21 protein-coding genes, 3 tRNA genes and 3 pseudogenes are annotated in these 21725 nt (G+C 67.5%); 12 read left to right on the top strand and 15 right to left on the bottom strand.

Annotated features, from left to right (window positions below; all coding sequences use genetic code 11):
• Positions 1-77: 77 nt before the first annotated feature.
• The 4 genes from OG735_RS13765 to OG735_RS13750 form a co-directional block, all read right to left on the bottom strand.
• Positions 78-2000, bottom strand: a complete 1923-nt coding sequence (locus tag OG735_RS13765) for an ABC transporter ATP-binding protein (protein WP_327323459.1) — start codon at positions 1998-2000, stop codon at positions 78-80.
• A complete protein-coding gene (locus OG735_RS13760) occupies positions 1997-3730 on the bottom strand; it encodes an ABC transporter ATP-binding protein (protein WP_327323458.1) in 1734 nt (577 codons plus the stop codon). The genes OG735_RS13765 and OG735_RS13760 overlap by 4 nt, the downstream gene beginning before the upstream one ends.
• 91 nt (positions 3731-3821) lie before the next feature.
• On the bottom strand, positions 3822-5267 hold the full coding sequence (locus OG735_RS13755) for an FGGY family carbohydrate kinase (protein WP_327323457.1): 1446 nt from the start codon (positions 5265-5267) through the stop codon (positions 3822-3824).
• A gap of 36 nt (positions 5268-5303) precedes the next feature.
• Positions 5304-5603, bottom strand: coding sequence for a YtxH domain-containing protein (locus tag OG735_RS13750; RefSeq protein WP_327323456.1), 300 nt, complete (start codon positions 5601-5603; stop codon positions 5304-5306).
• 173 nt (positions 5604-5776) lie between these two features.
• On the opposite strand from OG735_RS13750, the gene OG735_RS13745 reads away from it, so the two are divergent.
• From OG735_RS13745 to OG735_RS13700, 10 genes and pseudogenes are all read left to right on the top strand, one after another.
• A tRNA-Asn gene (locus OG735_RS13745) sits at positions 5777-5849 on the top strand.
• 5 nt (positions 5850-5854) lie between these two features.
• Positions 5855-5927: transfer RNA gene (locus OG735_RS13740), tRNA-Asn, on the top strand.
• Between the two features lie 191 nt (positions 5928-6118).
• Positions 6119-6195, top strand: a tRNA-Ile gene (locus OG735_RS13735).
• 950 nt (positions 6196-7145) lie between these two features.
• Entirely contained in the window at positions 7146-7397 is a 252-nt protein-coding gene (locus OG735_RS13730; protein ID WP_327323455.1) for a hypothetical protein, read from the top strand.
• A 998-nt stretch (positions 7398-8395) separates the two neighbouring features.
• Positions 8396-8734, top strand: a complete 339-nt coding sequence (locus OG735_RS13725; protein ID WP_327323454.1) for a MerR family transcriptional regulator — start codon at positions 8396-8398, stop codon at positions 8732-8734.
• 261 nt (positions 8735-8995) lie between these two features.
• Positions 8996-9182 (top strand): annotated as a pseudogene (locus OG735_RS13720) (cold shock domain-containing protein).
• Positions 9183-9749: 567 nt separating this feature from the next.
• On the top strand, positions 9750-9953 hold the full coding sequence (locus OG735_RS13715; RefSeq protein WP_266516097.1) for a cold-shock protein: 204 nt from the start codon (positions 9750-9752) through the stop codon (positions 9951-9953).
• 311 nt (positions 9954-10264) lie between these two features.
• On the top strand, positions 10265-11707 hold the full coding sequence (locus tag OG735_RS13710; RefSeq protein WP_327323453.1) for a DEAD/DEAH box helicase: 1443 nt from the start codon (positions 10265-10267) through the stop codon (positions 11705-11707).
• 46 nt (positions 11708-11753) lie between these two features.
• Positions 11754-12157 (top strand): annotated as a pseudogene (locus OG735_RS13705) (CBS domain-containing protein).
• A gap of 54 nt (positions 12158-12211) precedes the next feature.
• Positions 12212-12523 (top strand): SCO5918 family protein, encoded by a 312-nt coding sequence (locus tag OG735_RS13700; RefSeq protein WP_326654295.1) that lies wholly within the window; start codon positions 12212-12214, stop codon positions 12521-12523.
• A gap of 104 nt (positions 12524-12627) precedes the next feature.
• On the opposite strand, the gene OG735_RS13695 is transcribed toward OG735_RS13700, so the two are convergent.
• From OG735_RS13695 to OG735_RS13650, 10 genes are all read right to left on the bottom strand, one after another.
• Positions 12628-12987, bottom strand: a complete 360-nt coding sequence (locus OG735_RS13695; RefSeq protein WP_327323452.1) for a hypothetical protein — start codon at positions 12985-12987, stop codon at positions 12628-12630.
• A gap of 691 nt (positions 12988-13678) precedes the next feature.
• A complete protein-coding gene (locus OG735_RS13690) occupies positions 13679-14251 on the bottom strand; it encodes a hypothetical protein (protein ID WP_327323451.1) in 573 nt (190 codons plus the stop codon).
• On the bottom strand, positions 14248-14775 hold the full coding sequence (locus tag OG735_RS13685) for a DUF6286 domain-containing protein (RefSeq protein WP_327323450.1): 528 nt from the start codon (positions 14773-14775) through the stop codon (positions 14248-14250). Before OG735_RS13685 ends, OG735_RS13690 begins: the two co-directional genes overlap by 4 nt.
• Positions 14772-15170 (bottom strand): Asp23/Gls24 family envelope stress response protein, encoded by a 399-nt coding sequence (locus tag OG735_RS13680; RefSeq protein WP_327323449.1) that lies wholly within the window; start codon positions 15168-15170, stop codon positions 14772-14774. The genes OG735_RS13685 and OG735_RS13680 overlap by 4 nt, the downstream gene beginning before the upstream one ends.
• Complete coding sequence (locus OG735_RS13675; RefSeq protein WP_327323448.1) at positions 15142-15351, bottom strand: hypothetical protein; 210 nt, start codon at positions 15349-15351, stop codon at positions 15142-15144. Before OG735_RS13675 ends, OG735_RS13680 begins: the two co-directional genes overlap by 29 nt.
• A 167-nt stretch (positions 15352-15518) precedes the next feature.
• Positions 15519-16019, bottom strand: a complete 501-nt coding sequence (locus tag OG735_RS13670; protein ID WP_327323447.1) for an Asp23/Gls24 family envelope stress response protein — start codon at positions 16017-16019, stop codon at positions 15519-15521.
• A 104-nt stretch (positions 16020-16123) separates the two neighbouring features.
• Positions 16124-16426, bottom strand: coding sequence for a hypothetical protein (locus OG735_RS13665; RefSeq protein ID WP_327323446.1), 303 nt, complete (start codon positions 16424-16426; stop codon positions 16124-16126).
• A 14-nt stretch (positions 16427-16440) separates the two neighbouring features.
• Positions 16441-16860, bottom strand: a complete 420-nt coding sequence (locus OG735_RS13660; RefSeq protein WP_327323445.1) for an Asp23/Gls24 family envelope stress response protein — start codon at positions 16858-16860, stop codon at positions 16441-16443.
• 63 nt (positions 16861-16923) lie between these two features.
• Positions 16924-17475: an Asp23/Gls24 family envelope stress response protein gene (locus OG735_RS13655; protein ID WP_327323444.1), complete on the bottom strand. Its 552-nt coding sequence runs from the start codon at positions 17473-17475 to the stop codon at positions 16924-16926.
• Positions 17472-18068 carry an RNA polymerase sigma factor gene (locus tag OG735_RS13650; RefSeq protein WP_327323443.1) on the bottom strand — a complete coding sequence of 199 codons (597 nt, stop codon included), beginning with the start codon at positions 18066-18068 and terminating at the stop codon, positions 17472-17474. The genes OG735_RS13655 and OG735_RS13650 overlap by 4 nt, the downstream gene beginning before the upstream one ends.
• Before the next feature lie 489 nt (positions 18069-18557).
• On the opposite strand from OG735_RS13650, the gene OG735_RS13645 reads away from it, so the two are divergent.
• A complete protein-coding gene (locus OG735_RS13645; RefSeq protein ID WP_327323442.1) occupies positions 18558-19277 on the top strand; it encodes a histone protein in 720 nt (239 codons plus the stop codon).
• Between the two features lie 6 nt (positions 19278-19283).
• Positions 19284-20246 (top strand): SRPBCC family protein, encoded by a 963-nt coding sequence (locus OG735_RS13640; RefSeq protein ID WP_327323441.1) that lies wholly within the window; start codon positions 19284-19286, stop codon positions 20244-20246.
• A gap of 341 nt (positions 20247-20587) precedes the next feature.
• Here OG735_RS13640 and OG735_RS13635 read toward each other — a convergent pair.
• Positions 20588-21622: pseudogene (locus OG735_RS13635) on the bottom strand (fatty acid desaturase family protein).
• Positions 21623-21725: the final 103 nt, after the last annotated feature.

Raw genomic sequence — 21725 nt, 5'->3', positions numbered from 1 at the left:
GCCGAGGCTGGAAGACCAAGCCCGTCCGGCGTTTGCGGACACGGCCGAAGGCCGTACGGGGTCTGGGGCGGAGCCGCTCACTCCACCTTCACGACCGCCTGCGCGAACTGGGCCGCGTACAGCCGCGCATACGCGCCGTCCGCCGCCAACAGCTCGTCGTGCGTGCCCTGTTCGACGATCGCGCCGTTCTCCATCACCAGGATCACATCCGCGTCCCGGATGGTGGAGAGCCGGTGCGCGATGACAAAGCTCGTACGGCCGTGGGCCAGGCGCGCCATCGCCTTCTGGATGAGCACCTCGGTACGGGTGTCGACCGAGCTGGTCGCCTCGTCGAGCACCAGGATCACGGGGTCGGAGAGGAACGCCCGCGCGATGGTGATCAGCTGCTTCTCGCCCGCGCTCACGCCCGAGCCCTCGTCGTCGATCACCGTGTCGTAGCCGTCGGGCAGGGTCCGTACGAACCGGTCCGCGTGGGCGGCCCGCGCCGCCTCCTCGATCTCCTCCCGGGTCACCTCGCGGGAGGCTCCGTAGGCGATGTTCTCCGCGATGGTGCCGCCGAACAGCCAGGTGTCCTGGAGCACCATGCCTATCCCGGACCGCAGTTCCTCGCGTGACATCTTCGCCACGTCCACGCCGTCCAGGCTGATCCGGCCGCCCGTCACCTCGTAGAACCGCATCAGCAGATTCACCAGCGTGGTCTTGCCCGCGCCGGTCGGCCCGACGATCGCGACCGTGTGACCGGGCTCGACGCTCAGCGACAGATCCTCGATGAGCGGCTTCTCCGGCTCGTACCGGAAGGCCACCTTCTCCAGCGACACCTGACCGCGCAGCTGCTTCGGCCGCTCGACCGAGGAGGAGTCCGGCTCCTGCTCCTCCGCGTCCAGCAGCTCGAAGATCCGCTCGGCCGAGGCGACGCCCGACTGCACCATGTTCGCCATCGACGCGACCTGCGTCAGCGGCATCGAGAACTGGCGCGAGTACTGGATGAACGCCTGCACATCGCCGATCGACAGCGACCCGGACGCGACCCGCAGCCCGCCGACGACCGCCACCAGCACATAGTTGAGGTTGGAGACGAAGAACATCAGCGGCTGCATGATGCCGCTGTTGAACTGGGCCTTGAAACCAGCCTCGTACAGCGCCTCGTTCTGCTCGGCGAAGGCCTGCGCCGACTCGTCCTGCCGTCCGAAGATCTTCACCAGCGCATGGCCGGTGTACATCTCCTCGATATGGGCGTTGAGCTTGCCCGTGGACTTCCACTGCTGCACGAACTGCGGCTGCGAACGCTTGCCGACCTTTGTCGCCACAAAGACCGACACCGGCACCGTCACCAGCGCGACCAGCGCCAGCAGCGGCGAGATCCAGAACATCATCGCCAGCACACCCAGGATGGTCAGCAGCGAGTTGATCAGCTGTCCCATGGTCTGCTGCATGGTCTGCGAGATGTTGTCCATGTCGTTCGTCGCCCGGCTGAGCACCTCGCCGCGCTTGGCCCGGTCGAAGTACGACAGCGGCAGCCGCGACAGCTTCGCCTGTACGTCCGCGCGCATCCGGTACATCGTCCTGTTGATCACCCGGATCGACATCCGCGTCGACACCAGCATCAGCAGCCCGGCGGCCACGTACACCGCCAGCGCGATCAGCAGCACCTTGCCCACGGCGTCGAAGTCGATGCCGTTGCCCGGCGTGAAGTCCACCCCGGAGAGCATGTCGGCCAGTCCGCCGCTGCCCTTGTCCCGCAGGCTCTCGATCGCCTGGTCCTTGCTGGTCCCGGCCGGCATCCCACGGCCGACGACCCCTGCGAAGACCAGGTCCGTCGCCTGCCCCAATATCTTCGGGCCGACCACCGAGAACGCGACGCTCAGCACACCCGCGCCGAGCATCGTCCACAGCGTGGCCCGCTCCGGCGCGAGCTGCCGCAGCAGCCGCTTGCCCGAGCCCTTGAAGTCCATGGACCGCTCGGTGGGGCCCATCATCATGCGTCCGCCCGGCCCGCTCATGCGGCCTCAGCCTCCGTCAGCTGCGAGAGCACGATCTCGCGGTAGGTCTCGTTGCTCTCCATCAGCTCGTGATGGCTTCCCGTCCCCACGACCTGCCCCTCGTCCAGAACCACGATCCGGTCGGCGTCACGGATGGTGGACACCCGCTGGGCGACGATCACCACGGTCGACTCCGCGGTCTCGAGCGCCAGCGCCCGGCGCAATGCCGCGTCCGTGGCGTAGTCCAGCGCCGAGAAGGAGTCGTCGAAGAGATAGATCTCGGGCCGCTGCACCAGCGTCCTGGCGATCGCGAGCCGCTGCCGCTGGCCGCCGGAGACATTGGTCCCGCCCTGTGCGATCGGCGCGTTCAGCCCGGCTTCCAGCTCCCGTACGAAGTCTGCGGCCTGCGCCACCTCGAGGGCCTGCCACAGCTCTTCGTCGCTCGCGCCGGGCTTGCCGTACCGCAGATTGGTGGCCACGGTCCCGGAGAAGAGATACGGCTTCTGGGGCACGAGCCCCACCGTCTTCGCCATCAGCGCCGGATCGAGTTCGCGCACATCCACGCCGTCGACGAGCACCTCGCCGCCCGTCACATCGAACAGCCGCGGTACGAGCCCGAGCAGCGTCGACTTGCCGCTGCCCGTCGACCCGATGATCGCGGTCGTCTCGCCGGGCCGCGCCACCAGTTCGACGCTCCGTAGCACCGACTCCTCGGCCCCCGGGTAGCGGAACTCGACGTTCCGTACCTCCAGATGCCCGTGCCTGCGCAGCTGCCGTACCGGCTCGGTCGGCGGCACCACGCTCGAATCCGTGCCCAGGACCTCCTCGATCCGCTCGGCACAGACCTCGGCGCGCGGCACCATCATGAACATGAAGGTGGCCATCATCACGGCCATCACGATCTGCATCAGATACGCGAGGAACGCGGTCAGCGCGCCGATCTGTATGGCGCCGCTGTCGACCCGGTGCGCACCGAACCAGACGACGGCGATGGACGACACATTCACCACCGTCATGACGGTCGGGAACATCAGCGCCATCAGCCGGCCGGTGGACAGTGACACGTCCGTGAGCTCGTTGTTGGCCTCGCGGAAGCGCTCCTTCTCGTACTCGTCCCGTACGAAGGCGCGAATGACGCGGTTGCCGGTGATCTGCTCCCGCAGCACCCGGTTCACGGTGTCCAGGCGCTCCTGCATGGTGCGGAACAGTGGCCGCATCCTCTTGACGATCAGCGACACCGCGATGCCCAGCACCGGCACCACGGCCAGCAGCACCGCCGACAGCGGCACGTCCTGGCCGAGCGCCATGATGATGCCGCCGACGCACATGATGGGCGCCGACACCATCAGCGTGAACGCCATCAGGACCAGCATCTGCACCTGCTGGACGTCATTGGTCGTACGCGTGATCAGCGACGGCGCACCGAACTGTCCGACCTCCCGCGCGGAGAAGCTCTGCACCCGGTCGAAGACGGCTGCCCGGACGTCCCGCCCGAGCGCGGCTGCGGTCCGTGCGCCGTAGAAGACCGCTCCCATGTTGCAGAACACCTGGACGACGCTGACGGCGATCATGAGCGCGCCGAGCTCCAGGATGTAACCCGTGTCCCCCTTCACGACACCGTTGTCAATGATGTCCGCGTTCAGGGTGGGCAGATAGAGGGTGGCGCTGGTCTGCAGCAGCTGGAGAGCCACGAGCAGGGCGATGGGTTTCTTGTACGGACGCAGGTGCGTCCGCAGTAGTCGTATTAGCACACGCAGTCTCTCGAGGTCGGCAAGATCGGGGGGTCACCCCATCTTCCGACACTCCACCCCTGGAATCTCAAGCCATTAACCCAAGGCGGGGTCAAGAAGTCGGGTTGAACGCCCTCGGATGAATCTGATCCCGCGTCGCACCGTACTGCTGGCGCACCGCCTGACCCACCGCCAGATCCTCACCGGGCTCGAAGACCTGCGCGGCCGCGCCCTGCCAGGCCGGCGGAGCAGCAGGCGACAGCGTCCCCTGCGAGACGCCGAGCGACCAGGCGGCCTGCCGGGCCGCGCCCACCGCCGCATAGTCGGCGGGCTGCGGTACGACGACCTGCGCCCCGAAGATCGCGGGCGCCGCGGCCTGTACGGCGGGCAGCCCGGCGGCCGCACCCAACAGAAAGACCCTGCGTACGTCGACCCCGCGCCCGCGCAGTACGTCCATCGCGTCCGCGAGCGAGCAGAGCATGCCCTCGAACGCGGCCCGCGCCAGATGCTCGGGCTTCATCGACTCGCGCCGCAGCCCGCTCAGCGTTCCCGCGGTGTGGGGCAGTTGCGGAGTCCGCTCGCCCTCCAGATACGGCAGCAGCACAAGCCCGGACGATCCAGGCGTCGACTTCAACGCCTGCGCGGAGAGCTCGTCGAGGCCCTCCAGACCGAGCAGCTCGGCCGTTCCACGCAGCGCCCGTACGGCATTGAGCGTGTGCACGACCGGCAGATGCATCCCGGTCGCATCGGCGAACGACGTAATCATCCCGCTCGGATCGGCCAGCGCCTCATGGTGCACGGCCATCACGGAACCCGAAGCCCCCAGCGACACCACCGCGTCGCCGGCCCCGACGCCGAGCCCGAACGCCGCCGCCATCGTCTCGCCGGTCCCGGCGGAGATCAGCAGCCCCTCGGGCGTCGTCCCCGCCGCCTCGGCCGGGCCGAGCACCTCGGGCAGCGCGCACTGGTGCCCGAGCGCGAGCTCCACCAGATCGGGCCGGTAGGACCCGCTGCCCGCGGACCAGTACCCGGTGCCGGAGGCGCCGCCGCGGTCCGTGGTCCTGCGGGCCGGCCGGCCGAGCAGCTGCCACACCAGCCAGTCGTGCGGCTGCATCACCAGCGCGACCCGCTGTGCGAGCTCCGGCTCGGAGCGCGCCATCCAGCGCAGCTTCGCCACCGGCTGAGCGGCCTGCGGCACCGAGCCGACAGCCTCGGCCCAGGCCTGCCGCCCGCCCAGCGCATCGATCAGATCCGCCGCCGCGACCTGCGCCCGCTTGTCGTTGCCGAGCAGCGCGGGCCGTACGAGATTGCCCTGGCGGTCCAGCGCCACCAGTCCGTGCTGCTGCGCGGACACCCCGATGGCCTGCACGCCTTCCAGCAGCCCGCCGGTCGCGGCCTCACCGAGCGACAGCAGCCAGGCCTGCGGATCTATCTCGGTGGCCTTCGCCTCGACGGGGTGCGGTGCGTACCCCTGGCGCAGCACGGCGCCCGTGTCCGCGTCACAGACGACGATGCGCGTGAATGCAGACGAACTGTCCAGCCCGGCGACTATCCCCATGTCAGAAGATTCTGCCGCACCGGCGGGGGTATCTCGTCACGTGTTGCTCGTTCCCCAGTCGTCCTCACCGGCCGCGGTCCGCTCCCGCAGGGACCGCACCCGCTCGGCAACCGAGTCGGGTACCCGTTCCCCGACCTTTTCGCTCACCGTGTGGAAGGCCTTGCCCGCCACCTCGCGGCTGTTGTGCGCGGCGGACTCGGCGGCATTGCGCACGGCGGGGTTCTGGGCGAACTGGCGCGCGGACTTCTTGAGCTGCTCGTAGCGCTCGTGGCCGGCACGAGTGCCGAGCACGTAGCCGATTGCCACTCCGATGACGAACGTCAGCTTGTACCGCATGGCTGCCACCCTTCCCTTGCGTCGGTGCTGCCCGCCTACCCGGCGTGGCCCGAGATCACCCCGGGCATACCGATTGGCGGAGCACCCCCCTGCTTGCGCTAATGTATGTGTCGCAGCGAGCACACGCCCCCCAGGACGCTCTGAGGTGGGTACGTTCGGTGCACATGCAGCAATCCCCTGTAGCTCAATTGGCAGAGCAGCCGGCTGTTAACCGGCAGGTTACTGGTTCGAGTCCAGTCGGGGGAGCGCGATCCCCTGTAGCTCAATTGGCAGAGCATTCGGCTGTTAACCGGAGGGTTGCTGGTTCGAGTCCAGCCGGGGGAGCAGACACCGGAAGAGGACCCCTTGGGGGTCCTTTTTCGTGTGTCCTGCACGACTTTTCGATCTCTTCTGGAACCGGGCAGCGGGCAGCACAGTCCTCATGATTGTGCGTTGCCGACCATCCGAGGCAGGAGATCGTATGAGCGGCTATGCTGCGGCAGACGGCGCGCACATATGTGCGCGACGCGCCGTTAGGGGCGGTAGCTCAGCCGGTTAGAGCAGCGGACTCATAATCCGTCGGCCGTGGGTTCGAGTCCCACCCGCCCCACCACAGCAGTTCCCTGACCTGCGGAAACGTCTCTCTTGGGGCGTTGGAGCGCGAACTCGGGCTCAACGGGGAGAATCCGCCGCTCACGCCGTTGGAGCGTAGTGCAGCTCCTGTTGCTCGCGGAGTAGAGGACTTCTCTGACCTGCGGTGATGTGGCCGATCAAGGTGGTTGCTGGCTGGAGGGACTGCCTCTTGCGGGCTGGAATTCAAGATCGAGGGGACGTGCAGGGGAGGGGGGCGTCGGTAGTGGACCCGCGCCCCCGTCTCCTGTGCCCGTTCTGGGGGCGTTCCAGCGGGCGCTGTGTTGTCGTCTTGAGGTGCCGGAGAGCAAGATCACCTTCGCGGGTCTGCTCGCCTCCGGCATCGGTACGCAAGCGGGAGCAGACGAGGGGGCTGGGCCTGAAGCGGCCCGAATTGATAACGGCTCTGAAGGGTCGCTGCCCGGATGTCGCCCAACAGGCTGTGGGACTCGCCGGGAAGACCGGTGCTCATCGACGCGCCCCAGTGCTGGCCCTCGAGGACGGCAGCGGGCGCATCACCGAAGAGCTCCGGCGCTCTTCCCCATCGACTTCGCCGCCGAACAGTCCGAAAAGCAGACGGCATCGGCCGAGCCCGCCCGACGGAAGCGTGCCGCCTGATGCTCCTGCGCACGCTGCCCGACGCAGTCCCATCCGCTCGGCACGAAATCGCCGAATCCTACGTCAGCCGCCTGGCCACTCTCCACGGGCTGGGCACCCACGCCCTCTGGATCGCGGTCACCCGTTCGGAACCGCCTGTGCCGCCCGCCGTGTTCCCATCCCTGAACGACTCGCCGCGCTGACCGGCCGCGGCGTTCACGCCTTCGCCGGAGCCTTGCCGGAACTGCGCGAACCCGCCACCGGACTGGGCGATGTTTCCGCCACGCGCCGCAGGCCGGCTGCCACCTCTGCGATGCCCGTCACCGCGGTGGCCGTGTGGTCCGGCTCCTGCCGGACCACACTTACGTCTGTCTGCGGCACAACACCTGGATCGGCCCGCCCGACATCGACCAGCCGGCCTTCGATCTCGCTCAGCTTCCGGAGGTCGTCGACGCCCAGCGCCGGCACCTGCGCATCATGCAGCGTTACGGCTGGGAAGCGACCTACGACGCGGTGCTGAGCGCCCTCATGATCTGCGCGCACATCTGGGCCGACGGACGTCTGCCGGGCGAGACGTTCCGCTCCTAGTAGAACTGGACAGCCGGACGCACACCCTCATCCCCTTCGATCACGGCCCGGTCCTGTCTGCCCGGTGCTTGTGCCGGCTGCGGCGTTACCCGCACGAAGCCCCTGCTGTGGAGCGTGCCTGGCCGATCATCCACGCAGTCAGGCGGGGAAACTGTGGTGCTCGCGGAGTCGAGGCCGGCGTAACGGCGCTGCTCGGAGCGGATGCCCCCGGCTGGAGTGGGCAGCCGCGTGCCCCTTCTGTGGTCGAGGTCGACTATCTATCTGACCAGCGCACGGAAATCTATGACGGCCGGAGTAGACATTGGGAGATGGCGTGGTTATGGTTTCTCTCGTAGCCGAGATCAAGCAAGGCCCGGCAGAAGCGAACTGCCGGGCAGCAGTACACGCAGTTCGCAGGACGGTGCGGTGGTGGAGTTCCGAAGCCAGGGTTGTTGCAGGACGGCGACGGGACTGGCGACCGGACCGGGCGCCCGCAGTGATCAGGGGGCGCCGTGAGCAGTACCGCAGTGGCAATACCCGTAAGTGCAGTTCGAAGTACTCAGCAGTGAAGTCAGTGAGCAGCACCTCGGTGAAGGCGTCGGCTGCGGACGCGCGCACCGGGAAGTTCGGCAGTGGGGTTCTAAGCCAGAGCAGATGCAGGACGGGCGACGGGGCTGGCTGCCGAAGAGTGGCGCTGTTCGAGGCCACGAGCAGTTCGCAGTACCAGCAGTACGCAGTTCCCGTTTGGTAAGTAGCTCATCCAGAGGGAAGAACGGAGGAGTTGAGCGCCATCAGGATCGCCCGGGCGAATCTTGAGCCCGGGTACCGCAGGACATCGATAGTGAGGTGGTCTCCGGTCAGGCAACCGCGATCCCCGCGCCCCCGACAGCATCTCGGTCGGGTCTGCGGAAACAGAAGGCCGGCGCAGTACCAGGGCCGGCAGATGGTGTAGCAGTTCCTTCGGGGCCCTGGTGCCATATGGCACCAGGGCCCCTCCACGCGTTCCACAGAGAGGTGCAATGACAGCAGACGACTCGTTCAGCCGTCTCGATGACGACGACTACCCCGCCTACACCATGGGCCGGGCCGCCGAGATGCTCGGCACCACCCAGGGCTTCCTCCGCGCCCTCGGCGAAGCCCGCCTGATCACCCCGCTCCGCTCCGCGGGCGGACACCGCCGCTACTCCCGCTACCAGCTGCGCATCGCGGCCCGCGCGCGTGAGCTCGTCGACCAGGGCACCCCCATCGAGGCTGCCTGCCGCATCGTCATCCTCGAAGACCAGCTCGAAGAAGCCCAGCGCATCAACGCCGAATACCGCCGTGCCGCCGAGTCGGTGAATTCACCGCCCGCGGTCTGAGGTGACGCGCGACCGTCAGGTACCGGCGGGCCCCGCACGCGCGGGGGTGAGACGCATGGGTCGCTTCCTGCGGTGACAGGGTGTGCGGACGTTTAGCGTCTGCTGCAGCTGTCATGATTCGGAAGTTCCCCTTCGCCCACGTCGTCGGCGTGGGCATTCTGCTGTGCTGTGCCGCCGGAAACAGGGGCGATCACCTCCGCCTTCCGCATGTCGTGGGAGGCGTTCATCGACTGGAAGGCATGAGACACGGCTACGGGGACTGTGAAGTGGTTCAAGGCGGAGAGGGCTTCGCCTTCATCGCCCAGGACGGCGGCGGCGCGGACGTCTTCGCCCACTACTCCGCCATCAACTCCTCGGGCTTCCGTGAGCTCCAGGAAGGCCAGGCCGTGACGTTTGATGTCACCTAAGGCCCGAGGGGCCCCAGGCCGAGAACATCACCCCCGCCTGACATCCTTCCCGCCCGCGCTCGGAGGGTACGGCTGCCCGGGGGCAGGCTTTGCTGTCCGACGGGTTCACCCGAACAGCCGGCGCCGCCTTCAGGCGACGGTGGCGGGATCTGGGGCGCACGTGATCAGGGCCGCGCAGCAACAGCTGCGCGGCCCTGATCCTGTCGGGACCGGCGTACGGGCCGATGAGGCCGGCGCAGGGCTGAACGGTACGGATCGTGTCACCGAAATAGTCGTGTCCTCCGAGCCGTGAAGGCTCTTCCTGAAACGCTGTGCTCCGGGTGGATCAATATCTATGACCGCGAGGTGAGGGTTTAACGCGCCACGCGGGGAGTGTTTTTACCGCAACTAACAGATTGGAATTATTTACCGTACGCGGGCCGCTACCGCATGCTACTGTCGATCTCAGTTGCAGTTGTGGTTCCCAAAACTTCAAGCGCCTTCGCCGGTATTTTCAGCCACTGGAAGCGTTTGCGTATTGCCGGTCATTTTCCGGACGGGGCATCATCGCGGCGACCCGGTATCCGCGCATCGCGGGTCCCGGCGTACTGCCCCAAAGGAGATATGACATGGCGTCAGGCACCGTGAAGTGGTTCAACGCAGCCAAGGGTTTCGGCTTCATCGAGCAGGACGGTGGCGGCCCTGACGTGTTCGCCCACTTCTCGAACATCGCCGCCCAGGGCTTCCGTGAGCTGCTCGAAGGCCAGAAGGTCACCTTCGACATCGCGCCGGGCCAGAAGGGCCCGACGGCCGAGAACATCGTTCTCGCCTGACGCTGACCGCACTTTGTAGCTGGGGCCCGCATCCCTCGGGGTGCGGGCCCCAGCTGCGGGCATTTCCCGCAGTGGTGCCACCTGTGGGACAACACCGCCCCTTCCTCAGGGATGCGCGCCTCTACGGAGCTGCACCCGTCGACGTCCGGGATTTCACGTCCACATGACGTCACCCATTTCATTGCCTGCACCCCGCACCGGATTCACTGCAAACCAGATTCGCATTCTATTCGGCCCGTTCTTGTGATTCCCCGCGCTGCTCTTCCGCTGCGGGAATTCCTTGATACGTGCCGTATCAAGGAAGGTTCTCAATGAACCCCACACGTACGAACGGCCGCTTCGGCTCGCCCGCCCCGAGCCGTTCAGGGGGTCCGAGCCGCTCTGGCGGCCACGGCCGGCGGCCCGCAGCGGTCCAGGGCGAGTTCGCCCTGCCGGAGACGATCACTCCCGCGCTGCCCGCGGTCGAGGCGTTCGCGGACCTCGACATGCCCGAGCAGTTGCTGGCCGCGCTCACCGCGCAAGGCGTGAGCGTCCCGTTCCCGATCCAGGGCGCGACCCTGCCCAACACCCTCGTGGGCCGCGACGCCCTGGGACGCGGGCGCACCGGCTCCGGCAAGACCCTCGCCTTCGGCCTGGCCCTGCTGGCCCGTACCGCCGGACAGCGCGCCGAGCCCCGCCAGCCGCTGGCCCTGATCCTTGTTCCCACCCGCGAGCTAGCGCAGCAGGTGACCGACGCACTCACCCCCTACGCCCGCTCGGTCAAGCTGCGCCTGGCCACCGTCGTCGGCGGAATGTCGATCGGCAGGCAGGCCAATGCGCTGCGCGGTGGCGCCGAGGTCGTCGTCGCGACGCCGGGCCGCCTCAAGGACCTCATCGACCGCGGTGACTGCCGACTGAACCAGGTCGCGATCACCGTCCTGGACGAGGCCGATCAGATGGCCGACATGGGCTTCATGCCCCAGGTCACCTCGCTCTTGGACCAGGTCCGCCCCGAGGGCCAGCGGATGCTGTTCTCCGCCACCCTCGACCGCAACGTCGACCGGCTGGTCCGCCGCTACCTCACCGATCCGGTCGTCCACTCCGTCGACCCGTCCGCAGGCGCGGTCACCACGATGGAGCATCACGTGCTGCACGTCCACGGCGCCGACAAGCACCGGACGACGACGGAGATCGCGGCGCGCGAGGGCCGGGTGATCATGTTCCTGGACACCAAGCACGCCGTCGACCGGCTGACGCAGGACCTGCTGAACAGCGGTGTCCGGGCCGCCGCCCTGCACGGCGGGAAGTCGCAGCCGCTGCGCACCCGGACCCTGGCCCAGTTCAAGACCGGCCACGTCACCGTGCTCGTCGCGACGAACGTCGCGGCGCGCGGCATCCACGTCGACAACCTCGACCTCGTCGTCAACGTCGACCCGCCGACCGACCACAAGGACTACCTCCACCGCGGCGGCCGTACCGCGCGGGCCGGCGAGTCCGGCAGCGTCGTCACCCTGGTCACCCCCAACCAGCGCCGCGACATGACCCGCCTCATGACGGCCGCCGGCATCGTGCCCCAGACCACCCAGGTCCGCTCCGGCGAAGAGGCACTCAGCCAGATCACCGGCGCCCAGACCCCCTCCGGCTTCCCCGTGACGATCACCGCGCCGGTGGCCGAACGGCGTAAGCGCAGCGCGGCCTCACGCGGCCGACGCAGCCCCGCTTCGGCTGCCCGGCGCGTGACCGTGCGGCAGTCCTCCTTCGATGCGGCGGCCTAGAACCTTCGTGATCAGGAAACTGACCCATCTCTGCAGGAGGCACGTTTTGACGCTGGTTCAGATGCAGCCCCGCTCGGCGAATGCCACCCCGTACACAGGACGGCGGCCGACGCCATGGACACAGGCGCACCGCAGGTCTGCGACGACATGACCATCGAGGTCGCCCTGTCCGTCATGGACAGCGCCCGCACCGGGCACCTGCTCGTCTGCGACAACGACGGCCTGTGCACCCAACTGGTCACCCAGGCCCAGCTCGCCGCAGTCCGCGACAGCTCCGCGTACACGGACCGGGTCCAGCTGCGCGACATCCTCGGCGACCGCCGGCCGTTCACCTCGCCCGTGACCACGATGGCCGCGGCCGAGCACGCGATGCGCTGCCGCCGGCTCGATGCCCCGCCTGTCGTCGACGAACAAGGCAGTGCTCTGGGCGTCCTCGCCCTTGCCGGCTGAACCGCCTCACCGCGGCAGAACCATCCCCCTTCGTTCTTCTCCTTGTGAGGCATCATGCGCTGTGTCATCGCCCGCTTCCCGTTCGACCTCACCAAGAGCGGCGTCCTGGAATCGATGAAGGGCATCAGGCCCGAGCAGGTCTTCGGCGAGTCCGTGATCATCGGCCGCCGCACCTACCCCGTCAAGCAGGTCGGCCAGGTCGTCACGCGCCAGGACCGCCGCGATTTCAGCGCCGGCGAAGTCCTCCGGGCCATGACCCAGCTCGGCTTCACCTGCCGCGGCCTTCCCCAGGCCGCCGCGCCCACGCGCGTCCTCAACCCGTTCCAACAGGCTTCCGCGATGCTCGGCGCCCCCGCGGTCGTCTGACCGACGGCAGGCGCGAGCCGCCACAAAAACAGCGGTGAGGGCCCGATCGGCATGCGCCGGTCGGGCCCTCACCGCATACCGGCGGCTTCTCGACGCGGCGGGGGTCAGTGGTCGGAGTAGCTGAAGTCGCCCATGGTCCAGGCACTGACGTCCTCGATCGCCACGCGGTACATCCCGCCCGTCTCCGGGATCCCCACCGTGCCCTGCAGAATCCGCGCCACATGGAAATGCAGATGCGTGGGCGGCCCCTCCTTGCACGTAATAGCGGTGAAGACGGCGGAGAAATCGCTCAGGCGGGCCGAGTCCGCCAGGACCTCCGACACCCGCTGCCTCCAAACGGCTTCGGGAGCCAGCCGACCCGTGATGACAGCACCACCGGCGACCACGGTCAGAGACATCTGATTGCTGTGCCCGGACTCCACCAGGGCGGCGACGTCAACGAGCAGTTCGTCAGGCTTCGACATGAGAGGCCATTCTAATCACCGGCCGTCCGGTCAGCTGAAGCAGTGGTGCTCACGGAAAATGCAAGATCGAACTGCGCAGACGAGGGCGCCGCGGACCACTGCGTTCCTTCTTCGCCCAGCTAGCCACCGCACATACACGCAGGCTTAGGGAAGAAAGTGCTGGGCGGCTACGACGGTCTCTTCCTTGCGCTGGCAATCGGGTCTGTCCTGGCGGCATTTCTGGCCATCGCTTCGGGGTATCCCGCCCAGGGCGCCGTCGGTCACAGCGTGCAGGCTTCGCCAGCAGCTCGCCAGCGTCGGCAGGCTTGATCACGGACTGTTGAACCTCGGCACCGCTGTGCCTACCACATATGCGATGGCCCGCGAAAACGGCCGCTCCTCTCCAGCGAGGGGACGGAGCGTTGCGGTCTGTGGTGGTCGGCACTTCGGTGACCTGCGCCGATGCTTCGGCCCTTGCTGGCACGAGCTGCGACAGCCTTGTGCCACGCCCACCTGCCCTTTGTCGCCTTCACTGACACGCCACTCGGGCCGACCCCGGTATCGGGCTTCGTGGACGCGGCGACATGGGCGGGAAACTTCGAGGAGGTCGGCCTTCGGTACCTGCCCGCTCGTGATCAGAGTGCGCCGACCGCATCGAACACCCCCTCGCCCTCGGGTGGCGCCGTCGCCTGTAGGGCTTGCTGGAGCAGGCCTAGCGTGCGCGGGTGCCGGTGTGGGTCGTGAAGCGGTATTCGACGGTGACGGGAAGAGTGTCGAGGTCGAGTGCTTGACGGAGCCGGGGCAGACCGTGGGTGTTGAGTCGATGGTTGATGGTGCTCAGATCGCCGTCTTGTTCGGTGCTGATCGCTATTGCGAGTGCGGGGTTTTGGCGGGTCCCGGCGAGCGTAGCGCGGGCGCTGTGGATTCCGGGGTACGTGGTGATTTCACTGAGGAACGGGGCAGTGGCAGTGCTCGCAGCCAGTGCGGTGCGGCCCTGCTCGGGGTTCTGCTCGAGGTGCCAGGTGTGAGTTTTGGGGCGTCGGCTCAGCTGCGCAACCAACCAGCGCAGGATGAGCAGCCCGACAGCGACTGCGGCGGCGGCGGTGACCCAGAGCGCCCAGGTGGGCGGGTCGTCGGCGGTGGGAATGAGTGTGGCGCCCGAATCCAGGAAGGTGAGTTGGCCGAAGTGACCCGTCAGGGCGAAGGTGCCGGAGCCGAGCAGGAGGACGCCGAAGGCGGCGAGCAGGGTGCGGTTGAGGCGGGCTGGGCGGTTGAGGCTGATCATGGCCTGTTCCTGGTGGCATGGAGCCGGATTTTGACGGCCGGACGGGTGAGCGGGGTGACCTGGTCGAGGCGCTCATCCAGAGCGGCGCGGACGGCATCGGTGAGCCCGACGGTGTTGGTCCGGTCGGTGCGGATGTGGGCGACGATCGTGCGTCGGCCCAGTTTCAGCTTCGCTCTGCTGACCCCGTCGACACTCCCGGCGGTGCTCTGCAGGGCGTTGCGCAGGCTGCTCCTTGTGACGCCTGCATCCATGTCGCCGGCCAGCGGCAGGACGGTCGGCTTCCCTGGCAGGAGTGCCGCGAGCAGCATGAGCAGGCCGAGGAGAACTGCTGCAGCGCCTGCGCCGAGAGTGGCGGTGTCGTTCCACTGGGTGCTGTGCAGGGCGTCGGTGACGGAGCGGTAGCGGATGAGCGGCGTCTGGCCAATGATCAGCTGAATGCCGACGATGGCGATCAGGACGCAGGTGGTGAGCAGTACCAGCCCGGTGAGGATGGCCGGGATGGTGCGGCGGGGCCGGCGTTTCATCGGACTCGCCTGGTGTGGGAGTCGGGGGCGTGCAGCGCCGTGACGGTGATGTCGACGCGCGGCACGGTCAGGCCGGTGAAGGCCGCAACGCGGCGTTGCAGGTGTGCGCGTGCGTCCTGAGCGGTGTGGGCGACGGATTGCGGATAGGCGACTGAGAGCCGAACGTGGAGAGCGGCTTCACCGTCGCTGACTCTAGCGGTGACACTGGCTGAGCGGTCAGCGTGTTCGCTGGTGACGGTGACGCCGAGCATCCGGCCGGCCGTTCCGCCGATGTGATCGACTTCGGTCAACGCCTGCGTGGCGATGCGTTCCACAGTGCGGTCGGAGATCGTTGTGCTGCCTCGCTCCGCCGCGCCGGTTTCGGCCTCAACTGACATGGTGATCGCGGTGTCCATGGAAATCGTCCCTGTCACGGCCGGTGAGCTGGGCGAGGTCGAGTTTGCCGTCGAGGTAGCGCCCTGCCAGCAGCCCGACCGTCCCGAGGACGAGGACGATGAGGAACGCGTCGAAACCTCCGAACGCGGCGGCGAGGCCGAGTACGAGACCTGTCAGCAGCCCAATCTGAGTGGACGTCATGTCAATTCTCCTTGATGCCGTACATCGCATTTGCGGTGGTCGTACGGTGATGAGCCGGGCGGGCAAAGGCGCGCAGATGGCCTCTTCGCTGCAGCGAGCCCGTGGTGAGGCACCGTGCGCAGCGTGGTGTTTCCGCGGCGTCGTGCCGACGCTGGGGCTATGGACGGCTACTGGAGGCGGTCGCTGATGCCCTGGTCGTCGCCGTCGTTGTCGTCAGCGGGGATGTGGACGTCATTGACGTTGATGTTGACCTCGACGACTTCCAGGCCGGTCATCTGCTCGACGGTGTCGATGACGTTGTTGCGGACGTCCTTGGTCAGCTCGGGTATGGATGAGCCGTACTCGACTACCATCTGCAGGTCCACGGCTGCCTGCTTCTGACCGACCTCGACGGAGACGCCCTGTCCGGCGCTGGCGGAGGCTCCGGGGATCCGCCCCTTGACTGCGCCGAACGCCCGTGACGCTCCCCCGCCCAGCTCGTATACGCCGGGCACCTCGCGGGTGGCGAGCCCGGCGATCTTCTGGACGACGACGTCGGCGATGGTGGTGGAGCCCTGCCCGGAGGCTTGTGCCGGGGGCGCTGCCGATGTGCTGGTGGCGGTGCTGTCTGCGTCACCAGCGGCGAATGTGGAGTGCTCGGCAATCTTTGTGGTGGCCGGGTTCGTCATCGTGCTCTCCTCGGGTTCCTGGCTCTGGACGAGGCGGTTGCGTCCTCGTCACACCAGAAGGACCCGCGGCGAGGGAGGACGTCATGGCCCCTCAGACACCGGCGTCACTTATCGCGAACGCGAGGACTGAGGGCGGCAGCATCGATGTCGGTGACGACCAGGCGCAACCGGACGTCCTTCCACAGGCTCTCCTCCAGCGCCGTTTGCAGGGCGGCCTCGGCTTCGCGCAGGATCGGAGGAAGGGGGAGGGCGAGGGCGACGACGCGAATCTCGATGAGTTCGGCGTCGATACGGACGGCCAGAGTGTCGACGTTCCACGGTACGCGTGAGCCGATGCGGGTGGTGGACGGGGTCGCCGGACGCAGACCAGGGAGCCTGCCCAGGATGGCCAGGAGTGAGCGCGTCATCTCTGTTCTCGGTGTCACCACGCACCAGCCTCATACGAGCCGATGTCCATGATCGACACCGTGACGGCTTGCGGGGTGATGCCCGTCGCATCGGCGACCGCGCGCGTGACCTCGCGCTGAACGGCCTGAGCCACAACCGCTGCCTGGTCCTGCCAGGAGGTGACCAGGTCGATGGACAGGCGCAGGGTCGATGGCACGGCTGACTGGTCGACGGCGACTCTTACGCCCTCGGTCGGGGCCGGGGTGAGGCCGTGGATCTTCTGGCGCGCCGAACGAGCCACCCGGGAGGCGAGCCCGGCCACGCCGGGTTCGAGCCGCACAACGCCTGTGACGCCGATAGCGGCACGGGCGGCGACTGCGGCGATCACGGGCTCGGTGATCACCCACTGTGGGCGGAGAGCCCCAGCCGTGTTGTCCGGCACGGTCGTTCTCATAGCGCGCACCATGTCCTTGTGCTTCAGCCCCTCTCAACGGTCTGCTGCCCGATCCCGGGGGTGTCATTCGTCGTAGAGGTCCTCCAAGGTCAGGTCCAGACGTACCAGGGTTATCCCGACCCGTGCTGCAGCGGCTGCCCGGACCCGCTCGCGTACCTCGTTGACAGCGGCGGCGGCGAAGTCGCGGTAGCTGACCGCGAGGCTCATTGCCACCTCGACCGAGCCGTCCGTCTCCGTGGCGGTGATCTGGCAGTGCCGCGCGCGCACACCGTCGACGGAATCGGCGGCGAACCGCAGCACCGCGGCCACCGCTTGTTCGCTGATCCGCACCCCGCCCGGCTCCGCGGTGGGCAGCGCGAGCATGCTGTGACGGCGCACCTCTGCCCGCACCGCGGACATGATCCGGCCGGTCAAACCCAGCGGTGGCTCGATCTCCTCCGAGGCCAACTCGCCGGTCATCTCCCGCAGCACAAGCAGGCTGTCCCGAGCAGCAGAGCAGTACTCACAGCGGAGGTCATGGGTGGTCGCCACGCCGGTGTCGACCGGGTCGAGCCGCTCCCACACCGCCTCGACATCGCGGCCGCAAGGCAGCATGTAGCCCTGAGCGTCGCTCATTTCCATGGAGCCATCACCTCCGCCAACTGCGCTCGAGCGCGCGCTATGCGTCCGCGTACCGCCGCCTGGGTCGTGCCCATCACCACCGCGATCTCCCCATAGGAGCGCCCGTGAACCTCCCGCAACAGCCAGCAGGCCCGCTGCTCCGGCGTCAGCCGTTTCAGAGCCGCCGCGAGCGCGATCAGCTGCTCGCCGACCTGTGCCGCCCGTTCCGGCGATCCCGCCGCGTCGACGGATTCGCGGCTGTCCAGGTCAGCGTCCGTAACGGGCCTGCGTGCCCGGATGATGTTCAGGCACCGGTTGGTCGTCGTGCGGTAAAGCCAGCCCACGACTGCTGCGTTTTCCCTTAGCTGCCCCAGCCGCCGCCATGCGGTCAGGAAAACCTCCTGCACCACATCCTCGGCGTCGCCACGGCTGGAGAGCATACGCAGTGCCAAGCGGTACATCGGCCCCTGATAGCGGCACACGAGCACCTCAAAGGCACGCACGTCGCCGTCACGTGCCCGGGCCACCAAGGTCGCATCGTCCAGCACAGCCTCCCGCGCGTGGGCGGCAGGCTGTGGGCCCATGTCAGCAGGCGATGTCACCTGCACAACCCTCCTGCGCCAGGCATGCTCTCGGCCCTTCCCTCGGACCTGCTGGACACCGGCCGAACAGCGCCGGGCAGTAGAAGGACACAACTGCGGAGAGATCGTCACTGCACATCAAGCATCGACCACACACGGGTCCGCTGCCGCGGTCGGCACTGGCATCACCAGCGACCGGCAACCACGGACTGCCACAGCGGCCCGTCTTCGCAGCAGGAGCGGGGCTTCTCAAGGTGCGACCGGCACGATTCGGGCGAGACTGGTGAGTGCAGGACCGGCATCGAGTGATGGCTCTCGTGCTGAGGCGACCGCCCGTCGCGGCCGGAATCGCCGGGCGTAGATGGCCGGCCCCGCCCGAAGTGAGACGGACCAGGTTCCCCCTTTCCTGCGCTCCATGAATCGGCCGCAGCGGCCCCCGTTGGAGCAGAGACCACTGGCAGCACCAGTTGCGCGGCACGGGTGGGTTCCCGAGGGAACGATGAAGGTGACGTGCGCATGGACGATCAGACCAAGGTGGCTCTCGCCGCGGCCATAGTCGCCGGATACGTGCTGGGCCGTACGAAGAAAGGCAAGCTCGCCCTGAGCGTGGCGACCTATGTGGCGGGCCGACGGTTCGACCTCGATCCGCGCCAGCTCGCTGCCGAGGGCATGCGCAGGCTGGGGGAGATCCCGCAGGTCGCCGAACTGCAGGAGCAGCTGAAGGGGGAGGTCCTCGACGCCGGCCGCAAGGCCGTGACAGCTGCTGCCACTCGCGGCATGGGGACGCTCGCGGACACGCTTCGTGACCGCACGGCTAGCTCCGGCAAGAAGGACCAGGAGGAGCCGGAGGACGAGGAGGAGTACGAGGACGAGGAGGAGCCGGAGGGCGAGGAGGAGTACGAGGACGAGGAGAAGCCGGAGGACGAGGAAGAGGAGGAGGAGCCGGAGGAGCCTGAACACAAGCGTCCGCAGCGCCGCAGAAGCTCCCGGAAGCCGGCTCAGCCTGATCGAGGTACGGCGTCAAGGAGAGAGCGGGCCGGCTCTGCCCGGAGTTCATCCGGGGCAGCGTCGAAGGAGCCGGCTCGGAGGAAGAAGTCCTCTGCGACGAAGCCGGCCGCGAAGAAGGCAGCCCCAGCCAAGAAGTCCGCCGCTAGGAAGCAGGCTCCCGCCAGGAAGGCATCTTCTTCAGGGCGGGCGGCGAAGAAGACATCCAAGCGCGCCGATCGTCGGAGGTAGCTTGCCATGGCCGCGAAGGAGACGAAGCAGCCGGAGGCGGAGGAGACGGGGGCGGGCCGGCTGCGTGAGGAGCTGTCGGGTTTTCTCGGTTCACAGGTGGAGCGGCTCGCGGAGAAAGCCAGCGACAAGCTCACGGACGTCACGGGTCAGCTCACTGATGTCGCTGACAACGGCGGGTCACTGCTCAAGGTTGGCTCGCGCGTCCTCGGGGGTGAATCTCCCGTGAAGGCGTTCGTGTCCGAGAAGGCCAAAGGCGTCAAGGACAGCGTTGTGGACAAGGCCAAGGAAGTGTTCGGCGGCGGCAAGGGCAAGTCCAGCGGCAACAAGAGCATGAGCATCATTGAGGTCCTCGATGTCGGCGTGCCCCTTCGCACGGCCTACGACTACTGGACGCAGTACGAGGAATTCAGCAGCTTTACCAAGGGTGTTCGCGACGTCTCGATGGGCGACGAGGTGACCAGCGACTGGAAGGTCAAGGTCGGCCCTTCCTCCCGCAGCTTTAAAGCGACTGTTCAGGAGCAGATCCCGGACGACCGAATCGTTTGGACCTCCGAGGGTGCGAAGGGCAGCACTCGTGGTGCCGTCAGTTTCCACGAACTGGCGCCGACCCTGACGCGGATCGTCCTGGTCGTGGAGTATTACCCGTCCGGGTTCTTCGAGAAGACCGGAAATCTGTGGCGGGCCCAAGGCCGCCGTATGCGGCTGGACTTCAAGCACTTCCAGCGGTACGTCACTCTCACCGAGGAAGAGCCGGACAGCTGGCGCGGCGAGATCCGAGACGGCGAAGTCGTCATGTCGCACGACGAAGCTATGGAAGAGGAAGAAGCGGCACAGGCCGAGGACTCGGAGAATGACGGCGAGTACGAAACCGCGGAAGACGGCGATGCAGAGGACGAAGAAACGGAGAGCCGCCGGTCTACGCGAGGTGACAGCGAACCCGTGAACGGCAGCAGCGCAGAGCCAAGCTGACCGAATGCCAGGAGCTCCGGCTCGCCAGGCCGTTGTGCAAGTCGGAGGGCTGACCTGTCTGCGCGGCCCGGGGAGGGTTTCTCAGTCGCTGACGAGCCGTCGTCGTGGCGCTGGCGTCACGGCCGAGGGCAGAACGAGCCGCGAGGTGGTACGGGAAGTTCAGAGCGCGCGGAGATAGGTGGTGCGGGCCCCGATTAGCCACTCGCGAGGCCTGGCCGCCGCTCACCTCGGACAAGGCTTCGTCCGGTCCGTCGTGAGATCAGGTCGACCTTACGCATCGACGCCGAGCCGACTGAGTACGAGCGCGGACCCGCGTGCGCCGGAACCGGATGATCGGGCTGTCAGCGCGCGTTGCGGATGGGAGTCCCTGCCTGGTGGAGGCTTGTGAGGGCTTGCCGGTAGGAGGCGATGAGGCTGGTCTCGAGGTAGGGGATGCCTAGCTCCTCGCAGTAGCGGCGGACGATTGGGTGGGCGTCGCGCAGTTGGGGGGGTGGGCATGCTCGGGAACAGGTGGTGTTCGATCTGGTGGTTGAGACCGCCGAGGGCGATGTCGATGAATCGGCTGCCGCGCACGTTGCGTGAGGTGAGGACCTGACGGCGTAGGAAGTCGGGGCGGTCTTTGCCGGTCAGAATCGGCATGCCCTTGTGGTTGGGGGCGAAGATGGAGCCGAGGTAGAGGCCGAACACGCCCTGGTGAACGGCGAGGAAGGCAATGGCCATACCTGAGGGCAGCACCAGGAAAAGCGCAGCGAGAAAAGCACGAAGTGGGCAAAGAGCAGGGTGCCTTCTTGCGCGCGGTGTTTCAGCGATGGGTTGGCCAGGGCTTTCACGCCCATCACGTGCAGGTTGTAGCCCTCAAGCGTGAGAAGAGGGAAGAAGAGGAAGGCCTGAGTGGCCGATGAGTCTGGGAAGGCCCTTTGCGGCGCGGGCCTGGTGCTGGGACCAGACCAGCAGATTGGGGATCAGGTCGGGGTCGAGGGTTTCGTGGTTGGGTTGGCATGGTGGCGGGTGTGCTTGTTCTGCCACCAGCCGTAGCCCATTCCGATGCCCGCGTTCCCGGCGATACGGCCGAACCGCTCGCTGGCCTTGCGACGCCGGAATACCTGTCGATGAGCCACGTCGTGAGCCAGGAGGGCGACCTGACCGAAAACAAGGGCGAAGAAGGCGGCGATGGCCAGTGACCACCAGCTGGAGCCGACGAGTACGAAAGCGGTCCAGCCGCCGGCGTAGAGCACGCCTACCGTCGTGATACGGGCCGTGTAGTAGCCGGGGCGGCGTCGCATCAGCCCGGCGTCGGCGATCTCCTTCGACAGCCTGGCGAAGTCACTGCCGGACGCCTGTGAGGGAGGGGGACGAACAGGAGCGTGAGTTGCCATCGTGACCGGAGCTTTCCGTCAGCAGGGGATGTGGCGGTGGGTTGCTTGACAGCGCGACGGAGTAGGGCCGAGCCATGCTGACGTTCGATGCTGTGCGGGGAAA

The organism is Streptomyces sp. NBC_01210 (genome assembly GCF_036010325.1).
Lineage (GTDB): Bacteria > Actinomycetota > Actinomycetes > Streptomycetales > Streptomycetaceae > Streptomyces.
Note: the sequence above shows the minus strand (reverse complement) of the source record. Positions and strands in the feature narration are given on the sequence as shown.